The sequence below is a fragment of the Massilia sp. Leaf139 genome, from assembly GCF_001424165.1.
In the GTDB taxonomy this organism is placed as follows: domain Bacteria; phylum Pseudomonadota; class Gammaproteobacteria; order Burkholderiales; family Burkholderiaceae_D; genus Telluria.
Window position 1 is genome coordinate 1,444,028 of the sequence record NZ_LMOJ01000001.1, and the last position, 20,161, is coordinate 1,464,188.

16 protein-coding genes are annotated in these 20,161 nt (G+C 67.3%); 13 read left to right on the plus strand and 3 right to left on the minus strand.

Features of this window, described 5'->3' with window-relative positions; genetic code table 11:
- Positions 1-9: 9 nt before the first annotated feature.
- Positions 10-1,101, minus strand: coding sequence for a chorismate synthase (gene aroC, locus ASF77_RS06410; RefSeq protein ID WP_056336500.1), 1,092 nt, complete (start codon positions 1,099-1,101; stop codon positions 10-12).
- Between the two features lie 209 nt (positions 1,102-1,310).
- On the opposite strand from aroC, the gene ASF77_RS06415 reads away from it, so the two are divergent.
- A complete protein-coding gene (locus ASF77_RS06415; RefSeq protein ID WP_056336044.1) occupies positions 1,311-3,542 on the plus strand; it encodes an EAL domain-containing protein in 2,232 nt (743 codons plus the stop codon).
- Between the two features lie 101 nt (positions 3,543-3,643).
- On the opposite strand, the gene ASF77_RS06420 is transcribed toward ASF77_RS06415, so the two are convergent.
- Entirely contained in the window at positions 3,644-4,096 is a 453-nt protein-coding gene (locus ASF77_RS06420; RefSeq protein ID WP_056336048.1) for a CBS domain-containing protein, read from the minus strand.
- A gap of 203 nt (positions 4,097-4,299) precedes the next feature.
- Between ASF77_RS06420 and ASF77_RS06425 the strand changes: the two genes are divergently transcribed.
- Genes ASF77_RS06425 through ASF77_RS06435 form a run of 3 tightly spaced genes read left to right on the plus strand, consistent with a single transcriptional unit; the run spans position 4,300 to position 6,724 of the window.
- The gene (locus tag ASF77_RS06425; protein WP_056336050.1) at positions 4,300-5,610 is read left to right on the plus strand and encodes an O-acetylhomoserine aminocarboxypropyltransferase; all 1,311 of its coding nucleotides are present in this window, start codon (positions 4,300-4,302) and stop codon (positions 5,608-5,610) included.
- A gap of 2 nt (positions 5,611-5,612) precedes the next feature.
- Positions 5,613-6,437, plus strand: coding sequence for an alpha/beta fold hydrolase (locus tag ASF77_RS06430; protein ID WP_056336052.1), 825 nt, complete (start codon positions 5,613-5,615; stop codon positions 6,435-6,437).
- Positions 6,434-6,724 (plus strand): DUF962 domain-containing protein, encoded by a 291-nt coding sequence (locus ASF77_RS06435; protein ID WP_056336055.1) that lies wholly within the window; start codon positions 6,434-6,436, stop codon positions 6,722-6,724. The genes ASF77_RS06430 and ASF77_RS06435 overlap by 4 nt, the downstream gene beginning before the upstream one ends.
- 46 nt (positions 6,725-6,770) lie before the next feature.
- Here ASF77_RS06435 and ASF77_RS06440 read toward each other — a convergent pair whose 3' ends face one another.
- A complete protein-coding gene (locus ASF77_RS06440; RefSeq protein ID WP_056336058.1) occupies positions 6,771-8,141 on the minus strand; it encodes a YihY family inner membrane protein in 1,371 nt (456 codons plus the stop codon).
- 61 nt (positions 8,142-8,202) lie between these two features.
- On the opposite strand from ASF77_RS06440, the gene wrbA reads away from it, so the two are divergent.
- From wrbA to ASF77_RS06485, 9 genes are all read left to right on the plus strand, one after another.
- Positions 8,203-8,838, plus strand: coding sequence for an NAD(P)H:quinone oxidoreductase (gene wrbA, locus ASF77_RS06445; protein WP_056336061.1), 636 nt, complete (start codon positions 8,203-8,205; stop codon positions 8,836-8,838).
- Complete coding sequence (locus ASF77_RS06450; RefSeq protein WP_056336065.1) at positions 8,838-9,236, plus strand: DUF2069 domain-containing protein; 399 nt, start codon at positions 8,838-8,840, stop codon at positions 9,234-9,236. Before wrbA ends, ASF77_RS06450 begins: the two co-directional genes overlap by 1 nt.
- Positions 9,229-10,638: an FAD-binding oxidoreductase gene (locus ASF77_RS06455; protein ID WP_056336068.1), complete on the plus strand. Its 1,410-nt coding sequence runs from the start codon at positions 9,229-9,231 to the stop codon at positions 10,636-10,638. Before ASF77_RS06450 ends, ASF77_RS06455 begins: the two co-directional genes overlap by 8 nt.
- A gap of 11 nt (positions 10,639-10,649) precedes the next feature.
- The gene (locus ASF77_RS06460) at positions 10,650-11,084 is read left to right on the plus strand and encodes a DUF4124 domain-containing protein (protein ID WP_056336071.1); all 435 of its coding nucleotides are present in this window, start codon (positions 10,650-10,652) and stop codon (positions 11,082-11,084) included.
- Entirely contained in the window at positions 11,072-13,618 is a 2,547-nt protein-coding gene (locus ASF77_RS06465) for an FtsX-like permease family protein (RefSeq protein WP_056336074.1), read from the plus strand. Before ASF77_RS06460 ends, ASF77_RS06465 begins: the two co-directional genes overlap by 13 nt.
- Positions 13,618-14,682 (plus strand): lipocalin-like domain-containing protein, encoded by a 1,065-nt coding sequence (locus tag ASF77_RS06470; RefSeq protein WP_056336077.1) that lies wholly within the window; start codon positions 13,618-13,620, stop codon positions 14,680-14,682. Before ASF77_RS06465 ends, ASF77_RS06470 begins: the two co-directional genes overlap by 1 nt.
- 38 nt (positions 14,683-14,720) lie before the next feature.
- Positions 14,721-16,559 carry an ABC transporter transmembrane domain-containing protein gene (locus ASF77_RS06475; RefSeq protein ID WP_056336080.1) on the plus strand — a complete coding sequence of 613 codons (1,839 nt, stop codon included), beginning with the start codon at positions 14,721-14,723 and terminating at the stop codon, positions 16,557-16,559.
- 127 nt (positions 16,560-16,686) lie between these two features.
- Complete coding sequence (locus tag ASF77_RS06480) at positions 16,687-18,705, plus strand: Cache 3/Cache 2 fusion domain-containing protein (RefSeq protein ID WP_056336083.1); 2,019 nt, start codon at positions 16,687-16,689, stop codon at positions 18,703-18,705.
- A gap of 458 nt (positions 18,706-19,163) precedes the next feature.
- Positions 19,164-20,135 carry an IS110 family transposase gene (locus tag ASF77_RS06485; RefSeq protein WP_056336086.1) on the plus strand — a complete coding sequence of 324 codons (972 nt, stop codon included), beginning with the start codon at positions 19,164-19,166 and terminating at the stop codon, positions 20,133-20,135.
- Positions 20,136-20,161 lie beyond the last annotated feature (26 nt).

Sequence of the window (20,161 nt, forward strand, 5' to 3'; positions counted from 1 at the left end):
CCCTACTTTTTAAATTCTAGGCGTATCGACGCGTACGTCGCCGCATTGCGCGCGCTGCATCAGCGCGTGGTCGATCAGCACCAGGGCCAGCATCGCCTCGGCGATCGGCGTGGCGCGGATGCCCACGCACGGGTCGTGGCGGCCGAAGGTTTCGACCGTGGCCGGGTTGCCCGCCTTGTCGATCGAGCGGCGCGGCACGCGGATCGAGGAGGTCGGCTTGATCGCCAGCGAGACCGTGATGTCCTGTCCGGTCGAGATCCCGCCCAGCACCCCGCCGGCCTGGTTGCCGACGAAGCCTTCGGGCGTGAGTTCGTCGCCGTCCTCGGAACCCTTCTGCGCCACGGCCGCGAAGCCGGCCCCGATCTCGACTCCCTTCACCGCGTTAATCCCCATCATCGCGTAGGCGATGTCGGCGTCGAGCTTGTCGTAGATCGGCTGGCCGAAGCCCACCGGCACGCCAGTGGCGACGACGTCGATGCGCGCGCCGATCGAGTCGCCGGCGCGGCGCAGGTCGTCCATGTAGGCTTCCATGCGCGCCAGCAGGGCCGCGTCATCGGTGGCGGCGAAGAAGGGGTTGTTGGCGACGTGTTCCCAGCCGCCGAAGGGCACCACGATCTCGCCCAGCTGGCGCATGCAGCCGGCAAACGCGATGCCGTAGCGCTCGCGCAGCCATTTCCTGGCCACGGCGCCGGCGCCGACCACCGGCGCGGTCAGGCGCGCCGAGGAGCGGCCGCCGCCGCGCGGATCGCGCACGCCGTATTTGTGCCAGTAGGTATAGTCGGCGTGACCCGGGCGGAAGGTCTCGGCGATGTTGCCGTAGTCCTTGCTGCGCTGGTCTTCGTTCGGGATCAGGAGCGCGATCGGCGTGCCGGTGGTGACGCCCTCGTACACGCCGGACAGGATCTGGACGCGGTCGCCTTCCTGGCGCTGGGTCACGTGGCGCGAGGTGCCGGGCTTGCGGCGGTCGAGCTCGGGCTGGATGTCGGCCTCGGACAAGGCCATGCCCGGCGGGCAGCCGTCGATGACGCAGCCGATCGCGGGGCCGTGCGACTCGCCGAAGGTGGTGACAGAGAACAGCTTACCGAAGGAATTACCAGACATGGGCGTCATCATCGAAGTGCAAAAAAGCCATTCTACCAGCCCGCGCGGCGGCCGGCGGGAGGCGGGATTTTCTCGCCACCAGCCCCGGCTCGTTTCCTTGTGGATATATATTTTCCTACAAGAACATGTTTTGACCCCGTACGTTCAGTATTGTCCGCTATACTCCACGGGTAAGAAATGCCGAGAATAGGCCTGGAGACGCACCAATCATGCCCGCATCGATGACGCCCCGCGTCGCCGCACCCATGCACGACGACCTGGTTTTCCTGGACGAGGCCCCGCTCGCCCAGTCCCGCGACAGCCGGCCCGGCTGGCGCATCCTGATCGTCGACGACGATGCCGACGTCCATTCGACGACCACCTTCGCCCTCGCCGGCCTCGAAGTGCAGGAGCGGCCGCTGGAATTCCTGCACGCCTATTCGGCGCACGCGGCGCGCGCCCTGCTGGCGCGCGAGCCCGACATCGCCGTGATCCTGCTCGACGTCGTCATGGAACAGCCCGACGCCGGCCTCCACCTGGTGCGCCACATCCGCGAATCGCTCGGCATGCGCGACGTGCGCATCATCCTGCGCACCGGCCAGCCGGGCTACACGCCCGAGATGGAAGCCATCCGCGACCTCGACATCAACGACTACCGCACCAAATCCGAACTGACCCGCACCAAGCTGTACACCACGGTGGCCGCCGCCGTGCGCGCCTACCAGCAGCTGCACGCGCTCGGCGTCGGGCGCGCCGGGCTCGAACGCATCGTCCATGCCGGCACCGAACTGATGCGCCTGCACGGCGCGCGCGACGTGGCGCGCTCGGTGCTGCAGCAGGCCGCCGCCCTGCTCGGCCAGGATGCGGCCGGCGTACTCTGCGTGGGCGAGTCCGGCGCCCTGCGCGTGCTCGGCGCCGCCGGCGATGCCTTGCACCTGGAAGGCCACACCCTCGAACCCGGCCAGGACGCGCTCCTGCCCGGCGCCGCGCGGCGCGCGCTGGCCGAGCGCCGTCCCGAATTCGGCCCGACCTGCCTGGCGCTGTACTTCCCCGGAAAATCGGGCCGCGACTTCTGCGCGGCGATCCCGCTGGCGCAGCCCGTCAGCGATGGCAAGAAGCGCCTGCTGCACGTGTTCGCCAGCGTCGTCGCCGTCGGCCTGGACAATGTCGAGCTGGTCGGGCGCCTGAACACGGCGGCGTTTTTCGACCGCCTGACCGGCCTGCCGAACCGTACCCGCCTGGTCGAGGAACTCGACGCGGCGCTGGCCGCCGGCAGCGCGGACGATGCCACGCTGACCCTGGTCGACCTCGACCATTTCGCCGACACCAACGACGCCCTCGGCCACCAGTTCGGCGACGAGCTGCTCGTCACCGTGGCCGGGCGCCTGCAGCGCCAGCTCGACCCGCGCCTGACGGTGGCGCGCATCGGCGGCGACATCTTCGCGGTGCTGGGGCCGGGCGCGCTCAATACACCAGCGGCGATCCACGCGCTCTTCGCCGCCCCCTTCGCAATCGACGGCCAGCAGCTGCAGGTCTCGAGCACGCTGGGCCTGGTGCGCCTGGCCGAACACGAAGGCAGCGGCGGCGACGCCTTGAAAGACGCCGACATCGCCCTGAAACGCGCGAAGACCCAGCAGCGCGGCGCCCACTTCTATTTTTCGCGCGGGATGGGCGTCGAGATCCGCGAGCGCGTGCGGCTGATGCATGCGCTGCGCAGCGGCGTCGCGCGCGGCGAACTGTTCCTCGCTTACCAACCCCAGGTCGACCTGGCAAGCCATCGCCCCTTCGGCGCCGAAGCCCTGCTGCGCTGGCGCCAGCAGGACGGCAGCATGATCCCGCCGGACCGCTTCATTCCGATCGCCGAGCACTCGGGCCTCATCGTCGAAATCGGCGCCTGGGTGCTGCGCGCAGCCTGCGCCGAACTGATGCGCCTGCGCGCGGCCGGCCACGTCGACTTCACGATGTCGGTGAACGTCTCGCAGGCCCAGTTCCGCCACCCGCTGTTTGTCGAGGTGCTGCGCCGCGCGCTGCAGGACACCGGTGCGCCGCCGCAGTACGTGGAACTCGAAATCACGGAATCGATGGCGATGGAAGAACCTCAGCAGCTGGCCGAGATGCTGGCCGAGGTCAAGCGCACCGGTGTCTCGATCGCGATCGACGACTTCGGTACGGGTTTTTCCTCGCTGTCGCACCTGCAGCGCCTGAAGGTGGATCGCCTCAAGATCGACCGCTCCTTCGTCAGCGAAATCACGGGATCCGCGCGCGGCAGCAGCATCGCCGAGATGGTGATCCAGCTCGGGCGCAACCTGGGCCTGTCGGTGATCGCGGAAGGGGTCGAGGACGAGCGCCAGGCCCAGATCCTGCATGCGCTGGGTTGCCCGCTGGCGCAGGGGTATCTGTTCTCGCGGCCGCTGTCGCCGCAGGCGTTGCTGGAGTGGCTGGGGCAAGTGAACGCCGCCTGATAACCCGTCTCCGGCCGGGAACGCCGAGCAGACCCGTAGGGTGGGCGGGTCTCCCGCCCACCCTACGTGTATGGAATCACGTTAAGGTGTAACGCAAAGCCTCAGTCTTCGGTCGCCTGCTCCGCCGGCCAATCCCTGATATACGCCTTCAGCATCCGGTTCTCGAAACTCTGCGCCTCCAGCACCGCGCGCGCGACGTCGTAGAACGAGATCACGCCCAGCAGCGTCTTGGCGTCCATCACCGGCAGGTAGCGCGCGTGCTTTTCCAGCATCATGCGCCGCACCTCGTTGACTTCGGTTTCCGGTGTGACCGTGATCGGGGCCTCGTCCATGTGCTTGCGCACGGTGCCGGCGCCGAGGGCGCCGCCGTTGGAATGCAAGACCTTGATCACTTCACGGAAAGTCAGCATCCCGACGAGGTCGCCATACTCCATGACCACCAGGGAACCGATGTCCTTTTCCGACATCGTGTTGACCGCGTCGGCGAGCAGTGTTTCAGGGGTCACCGTGTAGAGGATGTTGCCCTTCACCTGCAGGATTTCTGAAACTTTCATATTAGCCACCCCGGCTTCTGTTGGAATATTCACTAGTCGATTTCTTTGTCTAAGGCATAACACGAATGTAGCCTAAGCCTAGCAGAAAATCCAGTTACCGAGGGAGAGAACCGCGGACTAGCCCCGCCTTCGCTTGCGCAGCAGTGAAAGAATGCTACGATGCCGCCCATAATTATTTCCTGATAATCCCAAAGGGAGACACCATGAGCGGTCCACGATACCCCGGCTTCGACACCCTGTCGCTGCACGCGGGCGCAGCGCCCGACCCGGCCACCGGCGCACGCGCCACACCCATCCACTTCACCTCTTCCTTCGCCTTTCGCGACTCCGACCACGCCGCCTCGCTGTTCAACATGGAACGCAGCGGCCATGTCTATTCGCGCATCTCGAACCCGACCAATGCGGTGCTGGAAGAACGCATCGCGGCGCTGGAAGGCGGCGTGGCCGGCATCGCCACCGCCAGCGGCCAGGCGGCGATGCACTTGGGCCTGTCGACCATCGCCGGCGCCGGCTCGCACATCGTCGCCTCGCGCGCGCTCTACGGCGGCTCGCACAACCTGCTGGCTTATACGCTGAAGCGCTTCGGCATCGAGACGAGCTTCGTCGATCCGCGCGACCTCGACGCCTGGCGCGCCGCGATCCGGCCGGAGACCAAAGTGCTGTTCGGCGAGACCCTCGGCAATCCGGGCCTGGACGTGCTCGACATCCCGCGCATCGCCGCGCTTGCGCACGAACACGACCTGCCGCTGATGGTCGACGCCACCTTCACCACGCCCTACCTCCAGCGTCCCTTCGACCTGGGCGCGGATCTGGTCTTCCATTCCGCCACCAAGTTCCTGTGCGGGCACGGCACGGCGATCGGCGGCCTGCTGGTCGACGGCGGCACCTTCGACTGGCAAGGCGCCTACGCGCGCAGCGGCCGCTTCGGCGAACTGTGCGAACCCTACGAGGGATTCCACGGCATGGTGTTCGCGGAAGAGTCGACCGTCGGCGCCTTTGCCCTGCGCGCCCGGCGCGAAGGACTGCGCGACTTCGGCGCCGTGATGAGTCCCCACAACGCCTTCGCCGTGCTGCAGGGGATCGAAACGCTCGGCCTGCGCATGGATCGCCACGTCGCCAACACGCGCCGCGTGATCGACTTCCTGCTGGCGCATCCGGCCGTCGCCTCGGTCTCCTATCCTGAACTCGAGAGCCATCCCGACCATGCGCTCGCCAGGAGCCTGCTGCCGAAAGGCTGCGGCGCCGTCTTCACCTTCAACCTGAAAGGCGACCGCGCCGCCGGCCGGCGCTTCGTCGATGCCTTGAAAGTGTTTTCGCACCTGGCGAACGTGGGCGACGCCAAGTCGCTCGTCATCCACCCGGCCTCGACCACCCACTTCCGCGTGCCGCCCGAGCAGCTGGCGGCGAGCGGCATCACCGAAGGCACGATGCGCCTCTCGGTCGGCCTGGAAGACGCGGACGACCTGATCGAAGACCTGGGCCGCGCCCTCAAACTGTCGCAGAAGGGAGCCTGAACATGATCTTCGATATCGCAGGGAAGGCAGCCTATTGCTACAGCGGCGGCAAGCCCTTCGACGCGGCGCTGCCGACCGTCGTCTTCATCCACGGCGCCCAGAACGACCACTCCGTCTGGGGCCTGCAGTCGCGCTGGTTCGCGCACCATGGCTACGGCGTGCTCGCCGTCGACCTGCCCGGCCACGGGCGCAGCGCCGGCCCGGCCCTGGCGACGGTGGAGGCGATGGCGGACTGGCTGCTGGCTGTGCTCGATGCCGCCGGCGTCGCCCAGGCCGTCCTCGTCGGCCACAGCATGGGTTCGCTGGTATCGCTGGAAGCGGCCCATCGCGCGCCGGGCAAGGTGCGCGCCCTGGCCATGCTCGGCACCACCTATCCGATGAAGGTCTCCGACACCCTGCTCGCCACCGCGCGCGACGACGAGGGCATGGCCATCGACATGGTCAACATCTGGTCGCATTCGACCTGGGCCCACAAGCCCTCCAGTCCGGGGCCGGGCTTCTCTGTGATGGGCGGCGCGCGGCGCCTGATGCAGCGCATGTCGGCGCTCAATCCGCAGCAGCTCTTCCACAAGGACTTCTCGGCCTGTAACGCCTATGCCAATGGCGAAGCAGCTGCAGCGGCCGTGCGCTGTCCAGTGCTGTTCATCTTCGGCAGCAAGGACATGATGACCCCGGCCCGCTCGACGGAGGCGTTGACGAGTGCGATGGCCCACGGCAAGGTGGTGCAGGTCGACGCCGGCCATTCCCTGATGAGCGAGCAGCCCGACGCGATGCTGGACGCGCTGGCGGCGTTCACAAGCACATTGAAACAGGAGACGACGGCATGAGTTTCGACGAGTTCTATCCCTATTACCTCACCCAGCACGCCGACCGCCGCTGCCGGCGCACGCACTTCATCGGCAGCTCCGGCGCGCTGCTGGCGATCGCCACGGCAGTCGTCACCGGCAACGCCTGGTGGGTGCTGGTCGCCCTCGTGTTCGGCTATGGCGGGGCCTGGATCGGGCATTTCTTCTACGAGCACAACAAGCCGGCGACCTTCGCGCAGCCCTGGCTGTCGTTCAAGGCGGACTGGGTGATGTACTGGCAGATGCTGACGGGGAAGCTGAGTTTCTGATGTCGTGGGGTGAACGATGCCATTGGCATCGCTCACCCCTATGGGTTCAATGGCCGGCGAAATAGCTGGCGATGGTCTGCTCCAACCCCTGCGCCACCGCCGCTTCCACCTGCCGCGCCAGCGCCTCGGTATCGAGCGACAGGCGCGAGCCCGCCACCTGCTGCGCGTTCGGCGCCAGCGTCGCCGCGGCCCCGCCGAACACGAACAAGCGGTACACGTCCGCCACCCGCAGCAGGCCGGGGTCGGCCAGCAGCACCCAATCCTCGGCCCCCGCGCGCCCGGCCGCGCCCCAGCCTTGCGGCCCCGCCTCGCGCTGCACCCGTCCGACCCAGCCGGCCGCCACCATCCCCTCGAGCAGCACGCTCAGTTCGTCGTAACCGATGCGCGTATGGCGCCGGATCGCGTTCGCCGACACCAGGGCCGAGCCGGTCGCATGCGCCCCGCCGTGCAGCACCTTGAGCACGGCCATGGCGTCGACAAAGGCGCCGCCCGGCGCCGGCACATGCCACCAGCGCTCGTAGCGCACCACCGGCAAGGCGGCCGCCACCACCGCGCCCAGCAGCGTGATCAGCCAGGACAGGTACATCCACAGCAGGAACAGCGGCAGCGCGGCGAGGGCGCCGTAGATGATGGCGTAGGTCGGAAACTGGCGGATGAACAGGGCGAACAGGCGCTTGGCCAGCTCGAAGGCGATCGCCGCCGCCAGCGCGCCCCACAGGGCGTCGCGCCAGTCGACATGGCGGTTCGGCACGGCCACGTATAGCAGGGTATAGGCGCCGGTGGTGAGCGCGACCGAGGCCAGCGTCGCCAGGATCGCGCCGACGAAAGGAAGCGCCCTGGTCACGCCGCCGGTCGCCGTGAACAGCTGGGCCGTGAGGCTGATCGACAGGCCGAACAGCAAGGGGCCGAGCGTGATCAGGGCCCAGTAGGTGAGCACGCGCTGCATCAGCGGGCGCGGCCGCCGCACACGCCAGATCTGGTTGAAGACGCGCTCGATCATGCCCATCATCGCCGTCGTCGTGAACAGCAGCACGACGGCGCCGAGGGCGGACAGGCCCTTGGCCTTGTCGGCAAATTGCGTCAGGTTGGCGATGATCGTGTTCGAGATGGCGCGCGGGATCAGGGCCTGTGCGAAATACGTTTCCAGGGCCGTACGGAGCTGACCGAAGATCGGAAACGTGGTAAAAATGGCCAGTACGATCGTCAGCAGGGGCACCAGCGCCAGCGTCGTCGTAAAGGTGAGGCTGCCGGCGACCTGCGGCAGCATTTCCTCGCGCAGGCGGCGCCGCGCGAAGCGGATCAGGTCGCGTACCTCGATCAGGCTGAGGCCGCGCACGCGCTCGAAGCCGTCGCTAAAGAGCTCGTTCGTGGAACGCGACAGGGTGTTTAATTTCGCGTGAACCGTTTTGGAAAGCATGTTGTCGTTCTAGAAGCACCCGAGGGTATTCGCTGCAGCAAAGCATTCTATAATATCAACGATGAACCCGACCTCCCTGACAATTCTCGTTTTGTACTACTCGCGCCACGGCGCCACCCGCAAGCTGGCCGAGCTGATCGCCCAGGGCATCGAAAGCGTTCCGGGCATGGAGGCGCGCCTGCGCACCGTGCCGGCGGTCTCGACGGTGGCGGAAGCGACGGCGCCCGCCATTCCAACGGATGGCGCTCCTTACGTCGAGCTGTCCGACCTGGCCGAGTGCGCGGGACTGGCCTTGGGTTCGCCCACGCGCTTCGGCAACATGGCGGCAGCGGTCAAGTACTTCCTCGACGGCACCGCGGCCGAATGGCTGGCCGGCACCCTGTCCGGCAAGCCCGCGGTCGTGTTCGCCTCCACCGGCAGCCTGCACGGCGGTCAGGAAGCGACCCTGCTCTCGATGATGATTCCGCTGCTGCACCACGGCATGCTGGTGATGGGCCTGCCCTACACCCAGCCGGAACTGATGACCACGTCCAGCGGCGGCAGTCCCTACGGCGCCACCCACTGGGCCGGCATCGACGGCGACAAGGCGGTCACGGAAGACGAAAAGCGCCTGGCGATCGCGCTCGGACGCCGCCTGGCCGAGGCCGCAGCCAAGCTCCACACGCATTCGCAGGCACCCCTGCACGGACCACGCTGATGCAAACCCAAAAGCTCTTCCACGGTGGCGCCATCGCCAGCCTGATCTGGCTGATCGGCTGGCTGGTGGCCTGGGAAATCTGGGTCGCCCCGCTGCACCCGGGCGGTTCGCTGCTAGCGCTTAAAGCCTTACCGCTGCTGCTGCCGCTGCGCGGCGTCATCAAACGCGACCTCTACACGCTGCAATGGTCGTCGATGGTGATCCTGATCTACTTCACCGAGGGCGTGGTGCGCGCCTGGAGCGATACCGGCGAGCTCTCGCGCATGATGGCGCTCGGCGAGGTCGGCCTGGTCTGCGTGTATTTCGCCTGCGCCCTGCTCTACCTGCGTCCCTATAAAAAGGCGGCGCAGAAGCTGGCCAAGGAACTGCTCGACAAGGTAAAAGTGCCGCATGACTGAGGATTTCCTCGGACGCTGCCGCGGCATCGTGGGCACGTCCTGGGTGCTGTCCGGCGAGGCCGAGATGGCGCCCTACCTCACCGACTGGCGCGGCCGCTTCACCGGCCGCGCGCGCGCGGTGCTGCTGCCCGCCACCGTGGAGCAAGTCGCGCAACTGGTGGCCGCCTGCGCCGAGACCCGTGTGCCGATCGTGCCGCAAGGCGGGCGCACCGGCCTGGTGCTGGGTAGCGTGCCCGATGCCAGCGGCGCGGCCGTCGTGCTCTCGCTGCGGCGCCTGAACCGCATCCTCGAACTCGACACCACCAACCGCACCATCACGGTCGAAGCCGGCGCCATCCTGCAGCAGATCCAGGACGCGGCCGCCGCGGCCGGCCTGCTATTCCCGCTCTCGCTGGCCGCCGAAGGCAGCTGCACCATCGGCGGCAACCTGTCGACGAATGCCGGCGGAACCGCCGTACTGCGCTACGGGAACACGCGCGACCTGTGCCTGGGATTGCAGGTCGTCACCCCGCGCGGCGAAGTCTGGGACGGCCTGCGCGGCCTGCGCAAGGACAACACGGGCTATGCGCTGCGCGAACTGTTCATCGGCGCCGAAGGCACGCTGGGCGTGATCACCGCTGCCGTGCTGAAACTCTATCCGCAGCCAAAGGCCTCGACCACGGCCCTGGTGGCGATGGAATCGCCCGAGCGCGCCCTGGCCCTGCTGTCGCTGATGCAGGATCAGTGCGGATCGAACCTCACGGCCTACGAGCTGATGTCGGACTTCTGCCTGCGCCTGGTGGGCGAGCACTTCCCGCACCTGCCGCGCCCCTTCGCGCGCAGGCATGCGCAATACGCGCTGCTGGAAGTGTCGAGCAGCGAATCCGAACAGCACGCCGTCGGCCTGCTCGAAGGCGCGATCGAAGCCGCGCTCGAAGGCGGGCTGGCGGACGACGCCGTCGTGGCCACCTCGATGGCGCAGTCGACCGGCCTGTGGCAGCTGCGCGAACACATTCCGCTGGCGCAGGCGAACGCCGGCAAGAACATCAAGCACGACGTCTCGCTGCCGATTTCGCAGATCTCCGCCTTCATCGCCGCCACCGACGCGCTGCTTGCCGCCGCCTTTCCGGGATGCCAGGTGGTCTGCTTCGGCCACCTGGGCGACGGCAACCTGCACTACAACGTCGCGCCGGCGCAGGGCGTGTCGCACGACGCATTCCTGGGCAACCAGGGCGCCATCAACCGCATCGTGCACGACAGCGTGGCCCGTTTCGAGGGCTCGATCTCGGCCGAACACGGCATCGGCGCCCTCAAGCGCGACGACCTGCAGCGCTACAAGGATCCCGTCGAACTGAACATGATGCGTGCCATCAAAGGCGCCCTCGACCCGCTCGGCATCATGAACCCTGGCAAAATCTTGTGAGGGAGCGAACCATGAAAACGACGATGACGATGCTGGCCCTGTGCGCGCTGGTGCAGAGCGCGGCGGCGCAGACGGTCTACAAATGTACGGTGGACGGCAAGGTGAGCTACCGCGAGCAGCCCTGCGCCGAGGGCAAGACGACTCCCCTGACCGTGCCGCCGCCACCGCCTGGCGCCGACAAGGCCGCAGCGGCCAGCCTTGCCCGCAACAAGGCGCGCCTTGCGGCCGTCGAGAAGGAACGCAGCGCGGCGGCAGCGCGCGAGGAACGCGAGGGCGAACGCGCCGCCCGTGCCGAGGCGACGGCGCGCAGCAAATGCGACCGCCTGCGCCTGCAGCAGAAATGGGCGCAGGAAGACGTGGCGCGCGCCGGGCGCGAAGCGACCGAGGCCCAGCAAATCAAGGCGAGGCGGCAGGCGGAGGCATTGGCGGTTCAATGTCCGGGCTGAGCACGCTCTCGCGCTGGCTGCTGCTCGGCGAGTGGCGCGCCCATCCGGTGCGCGCCGTGCTGGCGGTGACCGCCATCGCCGTCGGCGTCGCCATGGGCTTCGCCATCCACCTGATCAACGCCGCCGCCTTCAACGAATTTTCCAGCGCAATCAAAAGCCTGTCGGGCCAGGCCGACATCCAGGTCGCCGGGCGCGAAGCGCTGTTCGACGAAACCATTTATCCGCTGCTGGCGCAGACCGAGGGCGTCGCGCTGGCGTCGCCGGTGCTCGAGATCCAGGCGGCAGTGCCGCGTGCCGGAGGATCGCTGCGCCTGGTCGGCATCGACCCGCTGCGCGCCGGCTACATCGCGCCCGACCTGCTGGGCATGCCGCAGGACGGGCGCAGCAGCGACATCCTGGCCGACGACGCGGTCTTCCTCTCGCCCGCCGCGCAAAGCTGGCTGGGGCTGCAGCCTGGAGGACGGCTGACGGTACGTGCCGGCACCGGCGACCTGGCGCTGCGCCATGCCGGCCCGGTGCAGCGCGCACGGCCGGGGCAGCGCTTCGGCGTGATGGACATCGGCGCCCTGCAATGGCGCTTTGGCCAGCTGGGCAAACTCTCGCGCGTCGACCTCAAGCTGCGCGACGGCGTCAACCGCGCCGAGTTCGAAGCGCGCCTGACGGCGGATCTGGAGCGCCGCTTTCCGGGGCGCTTCCGTATCGGCCAGCCCAACGACAGCGACCAGCAAAGCCGCAACAATAACCTCAGCCGCGCCTACCGCGTGAACCTCACGGTGCTGGCCCTGGTCGCCCTGTTCACCGGCGCCTTCCTCGTTTTCTCGACCCAGGCGCTGTCGGTGATGCGCCGGCGCAGCCAGTTCGCGCTGCTGCGCGTGCTCGGCGTCGAACGCGGCCAGCTGCTGCGCCAGGTGCTGCTCGAAGGCGCCGGCCTGGGCGTGATCGGCGCGCTGCTGGGCGTGGCGGCCGGCTATGCGCTGGCTGCGCTGGCGCTGCGCTTCTTCGGCGGCGACCTCGGCGCGGGCTACTTCCCCGGCATCAAACCGCAAGTCGTGTTCACGCCGGTGGCAGCCACCGTCTTCTTCGCGCTGGGCCTGGGCGTCGCCCTGCTCGGCTGCCTGGCGCCGGCGCTGGAAGCGGCGCGCGCGCGGCCGGCCGTCGCTCTCAAGGCCGGCAACGACGAGGCCGCGCTGTCGCGCCTGTCGCGGGTCTGGCCGTCCCTGGTCTGCCTGGCGCTGGCCGCCCTGTTCGCGTTCGCGCCGCCCGTATTCGAGCTGCCCCTGTTCGGCTATTTCGCGATCGCCCTGCTCCTGATCGGCGGCATCGGCCTGATGCCGCGCCTGGCCTCGGGCGGCTTCCGCCTGCTCGACCGCGCGCTGCTGCATTTGAAGCGCCCGCCGCCGGTGCTGGCGCTGACGCTGGCGCGCCTGGCGAACGCGCCCGGCCAGGCCTCGATCGCGCTGGGCGGCGTGCTGGCCAGCTTCAGCCTGATGGTCGCGATGGGCATCATGGTCGCGAGCTTTCGCATCTCGGTCGACGACTGGATGCGCCACATCCTGCCGGCCGACCTGTATGTGCGCAGCAGCGCCGGCGGCAGTTCAGGTTTCTTCGGCAAGCCCGAGCAGGATGCGATCGCGCGCGCGGCGGTCGGCCAGGTGCAGTTCCTGCGCACGCGGCCGGTGTCGCTGGCGGCCGACCGGCCCGACGTGATCCTGATCGCGCGCGACATCGACGCTGCCGATCCGGGGCGGCTGCTGTTTCTCGTTGGAGATTCAAGCCCCGTACCCGCCGGTGCGCGCCCGGCCTGGGTGTCGGAAGCCATGCTCGACCTGTATGGTGTACAGGTCGGGCAGACGCTCACCGTACCGCTGGGCGGGAAGCCGGCCTCCTTCTTTGTGGCCGGCGTCTGGCGCGATTACGCCAACCAGTCCGGCTCGGTCGTCGTGCGCCTGGCGGACTACCGCGCCCTGACCGGCGCGCTCGAAGTGACCGACGCCGCGATCTATGCCGGCAGCGCGCGGGAGACCGACCGGATCGAACGCGCCCTGCGCCAGCTGCCCTTCGGCGGCGCCCTGCAGCTGGCCCGTCCCGGTGAAATCCGCGCGGCCAGCCTGCAGATCTTCGACCGCAGCTTCGCCGTCACCTACCTGCTGGAAGCGATCGCCATCGTGATCGGTTTGTCGGGCGTGGCCGCCACCTTCTCGGCGCAGACGCTGGCGCGGGCGCGCGAGTTCGGCATGCTGCGCCATGTGGGCGTTACGCGCGGCCAGGTGCTCGGCATCCTCGCCTGCGAGGGCGGCTTGCTGACGACCCTCGGCGTGGGCTGCGGCTTCGCGCTCGGCCTCGTGATCAGCCTGATCCTGGTCTTCGTCGTCAACCCGCAGTCCTTCCACTGGACGATGGGGCTGCACCTGCCCTGGGGCTTGCTGGGCACGGTGGCTGCGGTGCTCGTCGCCGCATCGGTCGGCACGGCGCTGGTCTCGGGCCGTTATGCATTGTCGGGCGGGCCGGTACGCGCTGTCAGGGAGGATTGGTGATGCGCCTGCTGTTGATTGTCATGCTGTTCTTGTCAGGCCTGGCCCAGGCCGCGCCGCCGACCTTCGCCCCGGTGACGCCGGGCCAGGCGCTCGCCTTTCCGCGCGATTACGGCGCCCATCCCGACTTCCGCACCGAATGGTGGTACGTCACCGGCTGGTTGAATACCTCCAGCGGCAAGCCGCTCGGTTTCCAGGTCACCTTCTTCCGCAGCCGCACCGAGCACGATCCGGCCAATCCGAGCGCGTTTGCGCCGCACCAGCTGGTGATCGGCCACGCCGCCCTGTCCGATCCGGCCGTCGGCCGCCTGGTGCACGCCGAGCGCAGCAGCCGCGCCGGTTTCGGGCTGGCCTGGGCGAAATCGGGCGACCTCGACGTGAAGCTCGACGACTGGCGCATGGTGCGCGGCGCCGACGGCAATTACCGCGTCACCTTGAAATCGGCCGAGATCACGCTCGACCTGACCCTCGCGCCGACCCAGCCGGCGCTGATCCAGGGCGAAGGCGGCTATTCGCGCAAAGGCGCGGCGGCGCGGCACGCCAGCTATTACTACAGCCTGCCGCAGCTGAAGGTGACGGGTGTGGCCGGGCGCGGCACCGCTGCCGGGCCGGTCACGGGCAGCGCCTGGTTCGACCACGAATGGTCGAGCGAGGCGCTGCAGCCCGAGGCCCAGGGCTGGGACTGGATCGGCGCCAATCTCGACGACGGCGGGGCGCTGATGGCTTTCCAGATCCGCGCCAAGGACGGTGGTAAACTATGGGCGCACGCCACCGTGCGCGGCCGCGACGGCAGGGTCACCCGCTACGCGCCGGATCAGGTGGCGTTTTCTCCGCAAACGCGGTGGAAGTCGCCGCGTACCAATGCCGCCTATCCGGTCGCGACCACGATCGCGACGGGCGCCACGCGCTGGACGATCGCGCCCCTGCAGCTTGACCAGGAACTCGACTCGCGCCGCTCGACCGGCGCCGTCTACTGGGAAGGCGCGGTGACGGTCGCGCGCGACGGCGTGCCGGCGGGACGCGGCTACCTCGAGATGACGGGCTATGTGCGGCAGATGAAACTGTGAATCACACCATAACGACAAGTAGAACAACAAGCGACACGATGACCAAGCGCTCCACCCTCTCCGGCAACAACGCAGCCACCGCTCCAGACAGCACCGGGCCCCGCAAGGGCAGCCTCGCCGCGCTCAAGGGCTTGATGCCCTTCATGCTTCCCTATCGGCGCCAGTTCATCCTGGCCGGCATCGCCCTGCTGTTCGCGGCCGGCGCCACGCTGGCCATCCCCGCCGCCTTCAAGCAGATGATCGACCACGGCTTCGGCGCGCAGGCCGGCGCCCAGAGCATCCGCCACGTGGACGCCACCTTCCTCGCCCTGTTCGGCGTCGCCGCCGTGCTGGGCGTCGCCACGGCCGCGCGCTTCTACATGGTGTCCTGGCTGGGCGAGCGTGTCACGGCCGACATCCGCAGCGCAGTCTACCGTCACGTCGTGCACCAGAGCCCGGAGTTTTTCGAAACCACGCAGACCGGCGAGGTGCTCTCGCGCCTGACCACCGACACCACGCTGATCCAGACCGTGGTCGGCACCAGCATCTCGCTGGCGCTGCGCAATACCCTGCTGTTCACTGGCGGCCTGGTGATGCTGTTCGTGACCAGCGCCAAGCTGACCGCCATCATCCTGGCCCTGCTGGTGCTGGTGATCGTGCCGATCGTGCTGTTCGGCCGGCGCGTGCGTAAACTCTCGCGCGATTCGCAAGACCGCATCGCCGACGCATCGGCCCTGGCCGGCGAGATCCTGAACGCGATGCCGACCGTGCAGGCCTATACCCACGAGACCATCGAGTCCGAACGCTTCGGCCGCAGCGTCGAAGGCGCCTTCGGGGCCGCCATGCAGCGCATCCGCGCGCGCTCGCTCCTGACCATGCTGGCCATCGTGCTGGTGTTCGGCACCATCGTGTTCGTGCTGTGGCTGGGCGCGCATGCCGTGCTGGAAGGATCGATGACCGGGGGCGACCTCGGCCAGTTCATCCTGTACGCCTCGATCGTGGCCGGCTCCATCGGCGCCCTGGCCGAAGTGATGGGCGAGGCCCAGCGCGCCGCCGGCGCCACCGAACGCCTGCTGGAACTGCTGGCCGCCCGCTCGGACATCCGCAACCCCGCGCATCCGCGCGCGCTGCCGCAGCGCTCGTCCAACGGCGCGGCGCTGGCCCTGCACGACCTGACCTTCGCCTACCCCTCGCGCCAGGACACGGCTGCGCTGTCGCACGTGAGCCTGGCCATCCGCCCCGGCGAGACCGTGGCCGTGGTCGGCCCGTCGGGCGCCGGCAAGACCACGCTGTTCCAGCTGCTGCTGCGCTACTACGATCCGCAGGCCGGTTCGATCACGCTCGACGACATCGACATCCGCGACCTCGACCTGCACACCCTGCGCGGCGCGATCGGCATCGTCCCGCAGGACACGGTCATCTTCTCGGCCGACGCGATGGAGAACATCCGCTACGGCCGCCCGGAAGCCTCGGACGAAGAAGTCATCGCGGCCGCGCGCCTGGCCGCCGCCCACGAATTCATCGAGCGCCTGCCGCAGGGCTACCGTTCCTTCCTCGGCGAACGCGGCGTGCGCCTGTCGGGCGGCCAGCGCCAGCGCATCGCGATCGCGCGCGCCCTGCTGAAAAATCCCCCGCTGCTGCTGCTCGACGAAGCGACCAGCGCCCTCGACGCCGAATCCGAGCGCCTGGTGCAGGGCGCGCTGGAAGCGGCGATGGTCGGCCGCACCACCGTCATCATCGCCCACCGCCTGGCGACCGTGCAGCGCGCCGACCGCATCGTGGTGATGGAAGACGGCCGGGTGGTCGAAACGGGAACCCACGCCTCGCTGGTGGCCCTCGGCGGCATCTATGCCAACCTGGCGGCACTGCAGTTCCATAACGTGCATGTCGAACATTAAAGCTGATGAAATGTTGCGCACGGGTGTTGCGCAGCGAAAAAGAATTACCGGATTTTTCGATATTATGTATTGACTCACGGCAATACCGGGGTATGATCGGCATTATCTACTCTCGGTTTTCTCAGCCATGACCACTCAATATCACCCGTCCAACTGGAATGTCGGCACCAAGATCAGTGCCTTCAGCTTCGCGCTCGTCGGCGCCATCATCGCCGCGCTGGTGCTGACCATTACGGTCACGACCGCCTCGCTGCTGGAGGATCGCGCCCAGCAGAACATGCAAAACGAGTTGCATGGCGTTGTCAACACCGTCGAGCTGTTCAACCGCACGGTGTCGAGCGAAGCCGTCAGCTTCGGCAGGATCTTCGGCGCCGATTTCGGCGGCAGCTTCGAAGTCGATCCCGCCGCAACCGTCGACATCGGCGGCAAGCAGGTACCTTCGCTGAAACACGATGGCAAGGTATTGAATCTCGATTTCAGCGCGCCGGATCGCTTCAGCGCCGAGACCGGCGGCAACGCCACCATTTTCGTGGCCGACGGCGAGGACTTCGTGCGCGTCACCACCTCGGTCAAGAAGGAAAACGGCGAGCGCGCCGTCGGCACCCAGCTCGACCGCGCCAGCCCCGCCTACGCTGCCCTGAGGGACGGCAAGGTCTACGTCGGCCTGGCCAAGCTCTTCGGCAAGCAGTTCATCACCCAGTACGCTCCGGTGCGCGACGCCGCCGGCAAGGTGGTCGGCGCCCTCTACGTCGGCGTCGACATCAGTGCCGAACTGGCCGCGCTCAAGGAGCGCATCCGCGCGATCAAGGTCGGCGACACGGGCTATTTCTACGTGCTCAACGCCGCGCCCGGCAAGGCTTATGGCGAGCTGCTGGTGCACCCGAAGCGCGAAGGCGACAATATCCTCGACAGCAAGGCCTCGGATGGGCGCGCCTTCGTCAAGGAGATCCTGGAGAAAAAGAGCGGCATCATCCATTACGACTGGCAGAATCCGGGCGAGTCGGCCGCGCGCGAGAAGGTCGTCGCCTTCGACCACTTCAAGGATTGGAACTGGGTCATCGCAGGCGGCACTTACCGCGACGAGATCACCGAGGAAGCGGCACGCCTGCGCAACAAGTACATTGTCTTCGGCCTGGTCGCGCTGTCGGTGTTCGCCGCCTGCCTGTACGCTTTCGTGCGCGCCACCATCACCCGTCCGCTGGCCGTCGCCCGCGACGCCGCGATGCGCATCGCCGACGGCGACCTGACGGTCAATATCGAACGCCGCCATGCTGACGAGATCGGCCTGCTGATCGATGCCATGAACGGCATCAGCCGCAAGCTCTCCACCGTGGTGGGCCAGGTGCGCATCGGCGCCGAGCAGATCGCCAACGCCTCGAATGAAATCTCGACCGGCAACCTCGACCTGTGCAGCCGCACCGAGCAGCAGGCCAGCAGCCTGGCCACGACCTCCTCGTCGATGGGCGAACTGACCGAGACCGTGCGCCAGAACGCCGAGCACGCGCGCCAGGCCAATACCCTGGCGGTGTCGGCGTCGACCATCGCCCAGAAGGGCGGCAGCATGGTGGCGCAGGTGGTGGAGACGATGGAATCGATCAACCAGTCCTCGCGCAAGATCTCGGACATCACCGGCGTCATCGACGGCATCGCCTTCCAGACCAACATCCTGGCGCTGAACGCCGCCGTGGAAGCGGCGCGCGCCGGCGAACAGGGCCGCGGCTTCGCGGTCGTCGCCGGCGAGGTGCGCAACCTGGCCCAGCGCAGCGCCGCCGCGGCGAAAGAGATCAAGACCCTGATCGCGGCCTCGAGCGTCGACGTCGACGCCGGCCGCGAGCTGGTCTCGAAAGCCGGCGCCACCATGAACGAGGTGCTCGCCAGCGTCGGCCGGGTGACCGACATCATGGCCGACATCACGGCCGCCAGCGCCGAGCAAAGCAGCGGCATCGAGCAGGTCAACCGCGCCATCGGCGAGATGGACGACACCACCCAGCACAATGCCGCGCTGGTCGAGGAAGCCAGCGCCGCGGCGCAGGCGATGCAGGATCAGGCGGCCGAACTGGCGCGCGCGGTACGCTTGTTCAGGCTGGATGAGGGTGTGGCGGCTGTGGAGGCGCCAATGCGCCGCCTCGCGCTGACACAGGATTAGTCTGCGGCTATGGCGTAGGGTGGGCATGCCCACGCGTTCACGGTGTGATCCGTTGCGGCTAAACCGGGAACGCTGACGCTCGCTGTTCACGTTACGCAGCCTTTCGGAATGTTCACGGCATGCCCCCGCACGAACGCGTGGGCATGCCCACCCTTGTATCTTGATCGAGTTGGTGGTTAGCTACTGCCAGCAGAGGTGAAGACCAGCTTGGGCCCACCCTTAAGGCTCGACCTTGGAAGGTAGNTGCCCACCCTTGTATCTTGATCGAGTTGGTGGTTAGCTACTGCCAGCAGAGGTGAAGACCAGCTTGGGCCCACCCTTAAGGCTCGACCTTGGAAGGTAGATCAAGTCCTTCACCTCGTTCCCACACCATACCAAACACTGGACGGTAGCCAAGGGCAATGACCCTGTATGCACAAGGAGAGTGGGTGTGATGATCGAGAACACAAGGAGAGAACATGTTTTACCTGGGCGTCGACGTTGCCAAAGCCAAGCTCGATTGCATGCTGCTCGACTCAACGAGCGGCAAGATGAAGTCAAAATCGATTCACAATACGCCAGCTGGTTTTGTCCAGCTGCTGGAGTGGCTGACTAAGAACAAGGCACCCAAGCCGCACGTGGTGATGGAGCCGACCGGGATGTATCACGAAGGCGCTGCATTGGCGCTGACCGATGCTGGCTTGACCGTTTCACTGGTTAATCCTGCCCAGTTGCGCTCGTTTGCCCAAGGCTTGGGCGTGAAAACCAAGACCGACAAGGCCGATAGCGTCGTCTTGGCGCGTTACGGCGCCACCCAAAATCCTGACCCTTGGCAGCCACCATCGCCATCGGCCAGGCAGCTCAAGGCTTTGCTGGCGCGACGCGATGCGGTCGCGGACGATTTGCAGCGCGAGCGTAATCGCAAAGAAGCCAATGATTTCAGTCCGACACCTGAAGCAGTTGGAGAATCGATTGCTCAATCAATTGCTTTTTTAGAGGCAGAGCTCAAGCGTCTCGAAAAGCTGATCACTACGCATATCAACGACGATCCGGATATGCGTAACAAGAAAGAGCTACTCGAGACAATCCCCGGCGTTGGCCCGCGTGTCTCGAGCCATATGACAGCGTTATTTGCCGCGCGAACGTTTGAGCGTGCCGAGCAACTAGCCGCTTACCTTGGGCTGGTGCCGGTTCAGTGGGAGTCTGGCTCGTCGGTGCGTGGTCGGCCACACATGTCAAAAGCCGGGCCTGCCCATCTACGCAAAGTGCTGTACATGCCCGCCGTCGTGGCACGACGCTGCAATCCTCATATCAAGGCACTTAACGACAGGCTGCTCGCCAAAGGCAAGTCAACGATGGCCGCAATCGGGGCAGCGATGCGCAAACTGGCACATCTTTGCTTCGGTGTCGTCTACACCGGCAAGCCTTACGATCCAACATTTGCGATGTGAGGCTTGACGGGCAAGACGGTATCTAC

Excerpts from the sequence above, each read along its gene's own strand:
- aroC (WP_056336500.1), bottom strand. The coding sequence starts at position 1,101 with ATGTCTGGTAATTCCTTCGGTAAGCTGTTCTCTGTCACCACCTTCGGC.
- ASF77_RS06415 (WP_056336044.1), top strand. The coding sequence starts at position 1,311 with ATGCCCGCATCGATGACGCCCCGCGTCGCCGCACCCATGCACGACGAC.
- ASF77_RS06420 (WP_056336048.1), bottom strand. The coding sequence starts at position 4,096 with ATGAAAGTTTCAGAAATCCTGCAGGTGAAGGGCAACATCCTCTACACG.
- ASF77_RS06425 (WP_056336050.1), top strand. The coding sequence starts at position 4,300 with ATGAGCGGTCCACGATACCCCGGCTTCGACACCCTGTCGCTGCACGCG.
- ASF77_RS06430 (WP_056336052.1), top strand. The coding sequence starts at position 5,613 with ATGATCTTCGATATCGCAGGGAAGGCAGCCTATTGCTACAGCGGCGGC.
- ASF77_RS06435 (WP_056336055.1), top strand. The coding sequence starts at position 6,434 with ATGAGTTTCGACGAGTTCTATCCCTATTACCTCACCCAGCACGCCGAC.
- ASF77_RS06440 (WP_056336058.1), bottom strand. The coding sequence starts at position 8,141 with ATGCTTTCCAAAACGGTTCACGCGAAATTAAACACCCTGTCGCGTTCC.
- wrbA (WP_056336061.1), top strand. The coding sequence starts at position 8,203 with ATGAACCCGACCTCCCTGACAATTCTCGTTTTGTACTACTCGCGCCAC.
- ASF77_RS06450 (WP_056336065.1), top strand. The coding sequence starts at position 8,838 with ATGCAAACCCAAAAGCTCTTCCACGGTGGCGCCATCGCCAGCCTGATC.
- ASF77_RS06455 (WP_056336068.1), top strand. The coding sequence starts at position 9,229 with ATGACTGAGGATTTCCTCGGACGCTGCCGCGGCATCGTGGGCACGTCC.
- ASF77_RS06460 (WP_056336071.1), top strand. The coding sequence starts at position 10,650 with ATGAAAACGACGATGACGATGCTGGCCCTGTGCGCGCTGGTGCAGAGC.
- ASF77_RS06465 (WP_056336074.1), top strand. The coding sequence starts at position 11,072 with ATGTCCGGGCTGAGCACGCTCTCGCGCTGGCTGCTGCTCGGCGAGTGG.
- ASF77_RS06470 (WP_056336077.1), top strand. The coding sequence starts at position 13,618 with ATGCGCCTGCTGTTGATTGTCATGCTGTTCTTGTCAGGCCTGGCCCAG.
- ASF77_RS06475 (WP_056336080.1), top strand. The coding sequence starts at position 14,721 with ATGACCAAGCGCTCCACCCTCTCCGGCAACAACGCAGCCACCGCTCCA.
- ASF77_RS06480 (WP_056336083.1), top strand. The coding sequence starts at position 16,687 with ATGACCACTCAATATCACCCGTCCAACTGGAATGTCGGCACCAAGATC.
- ASF77_RS06485 (WP_056336086.1), top strand. The coding sequence starts at position 19,164 with ATGTTTTACCTGGGCGTCGACGTTGCCAAAGCCAAGCTCGATTGCATG.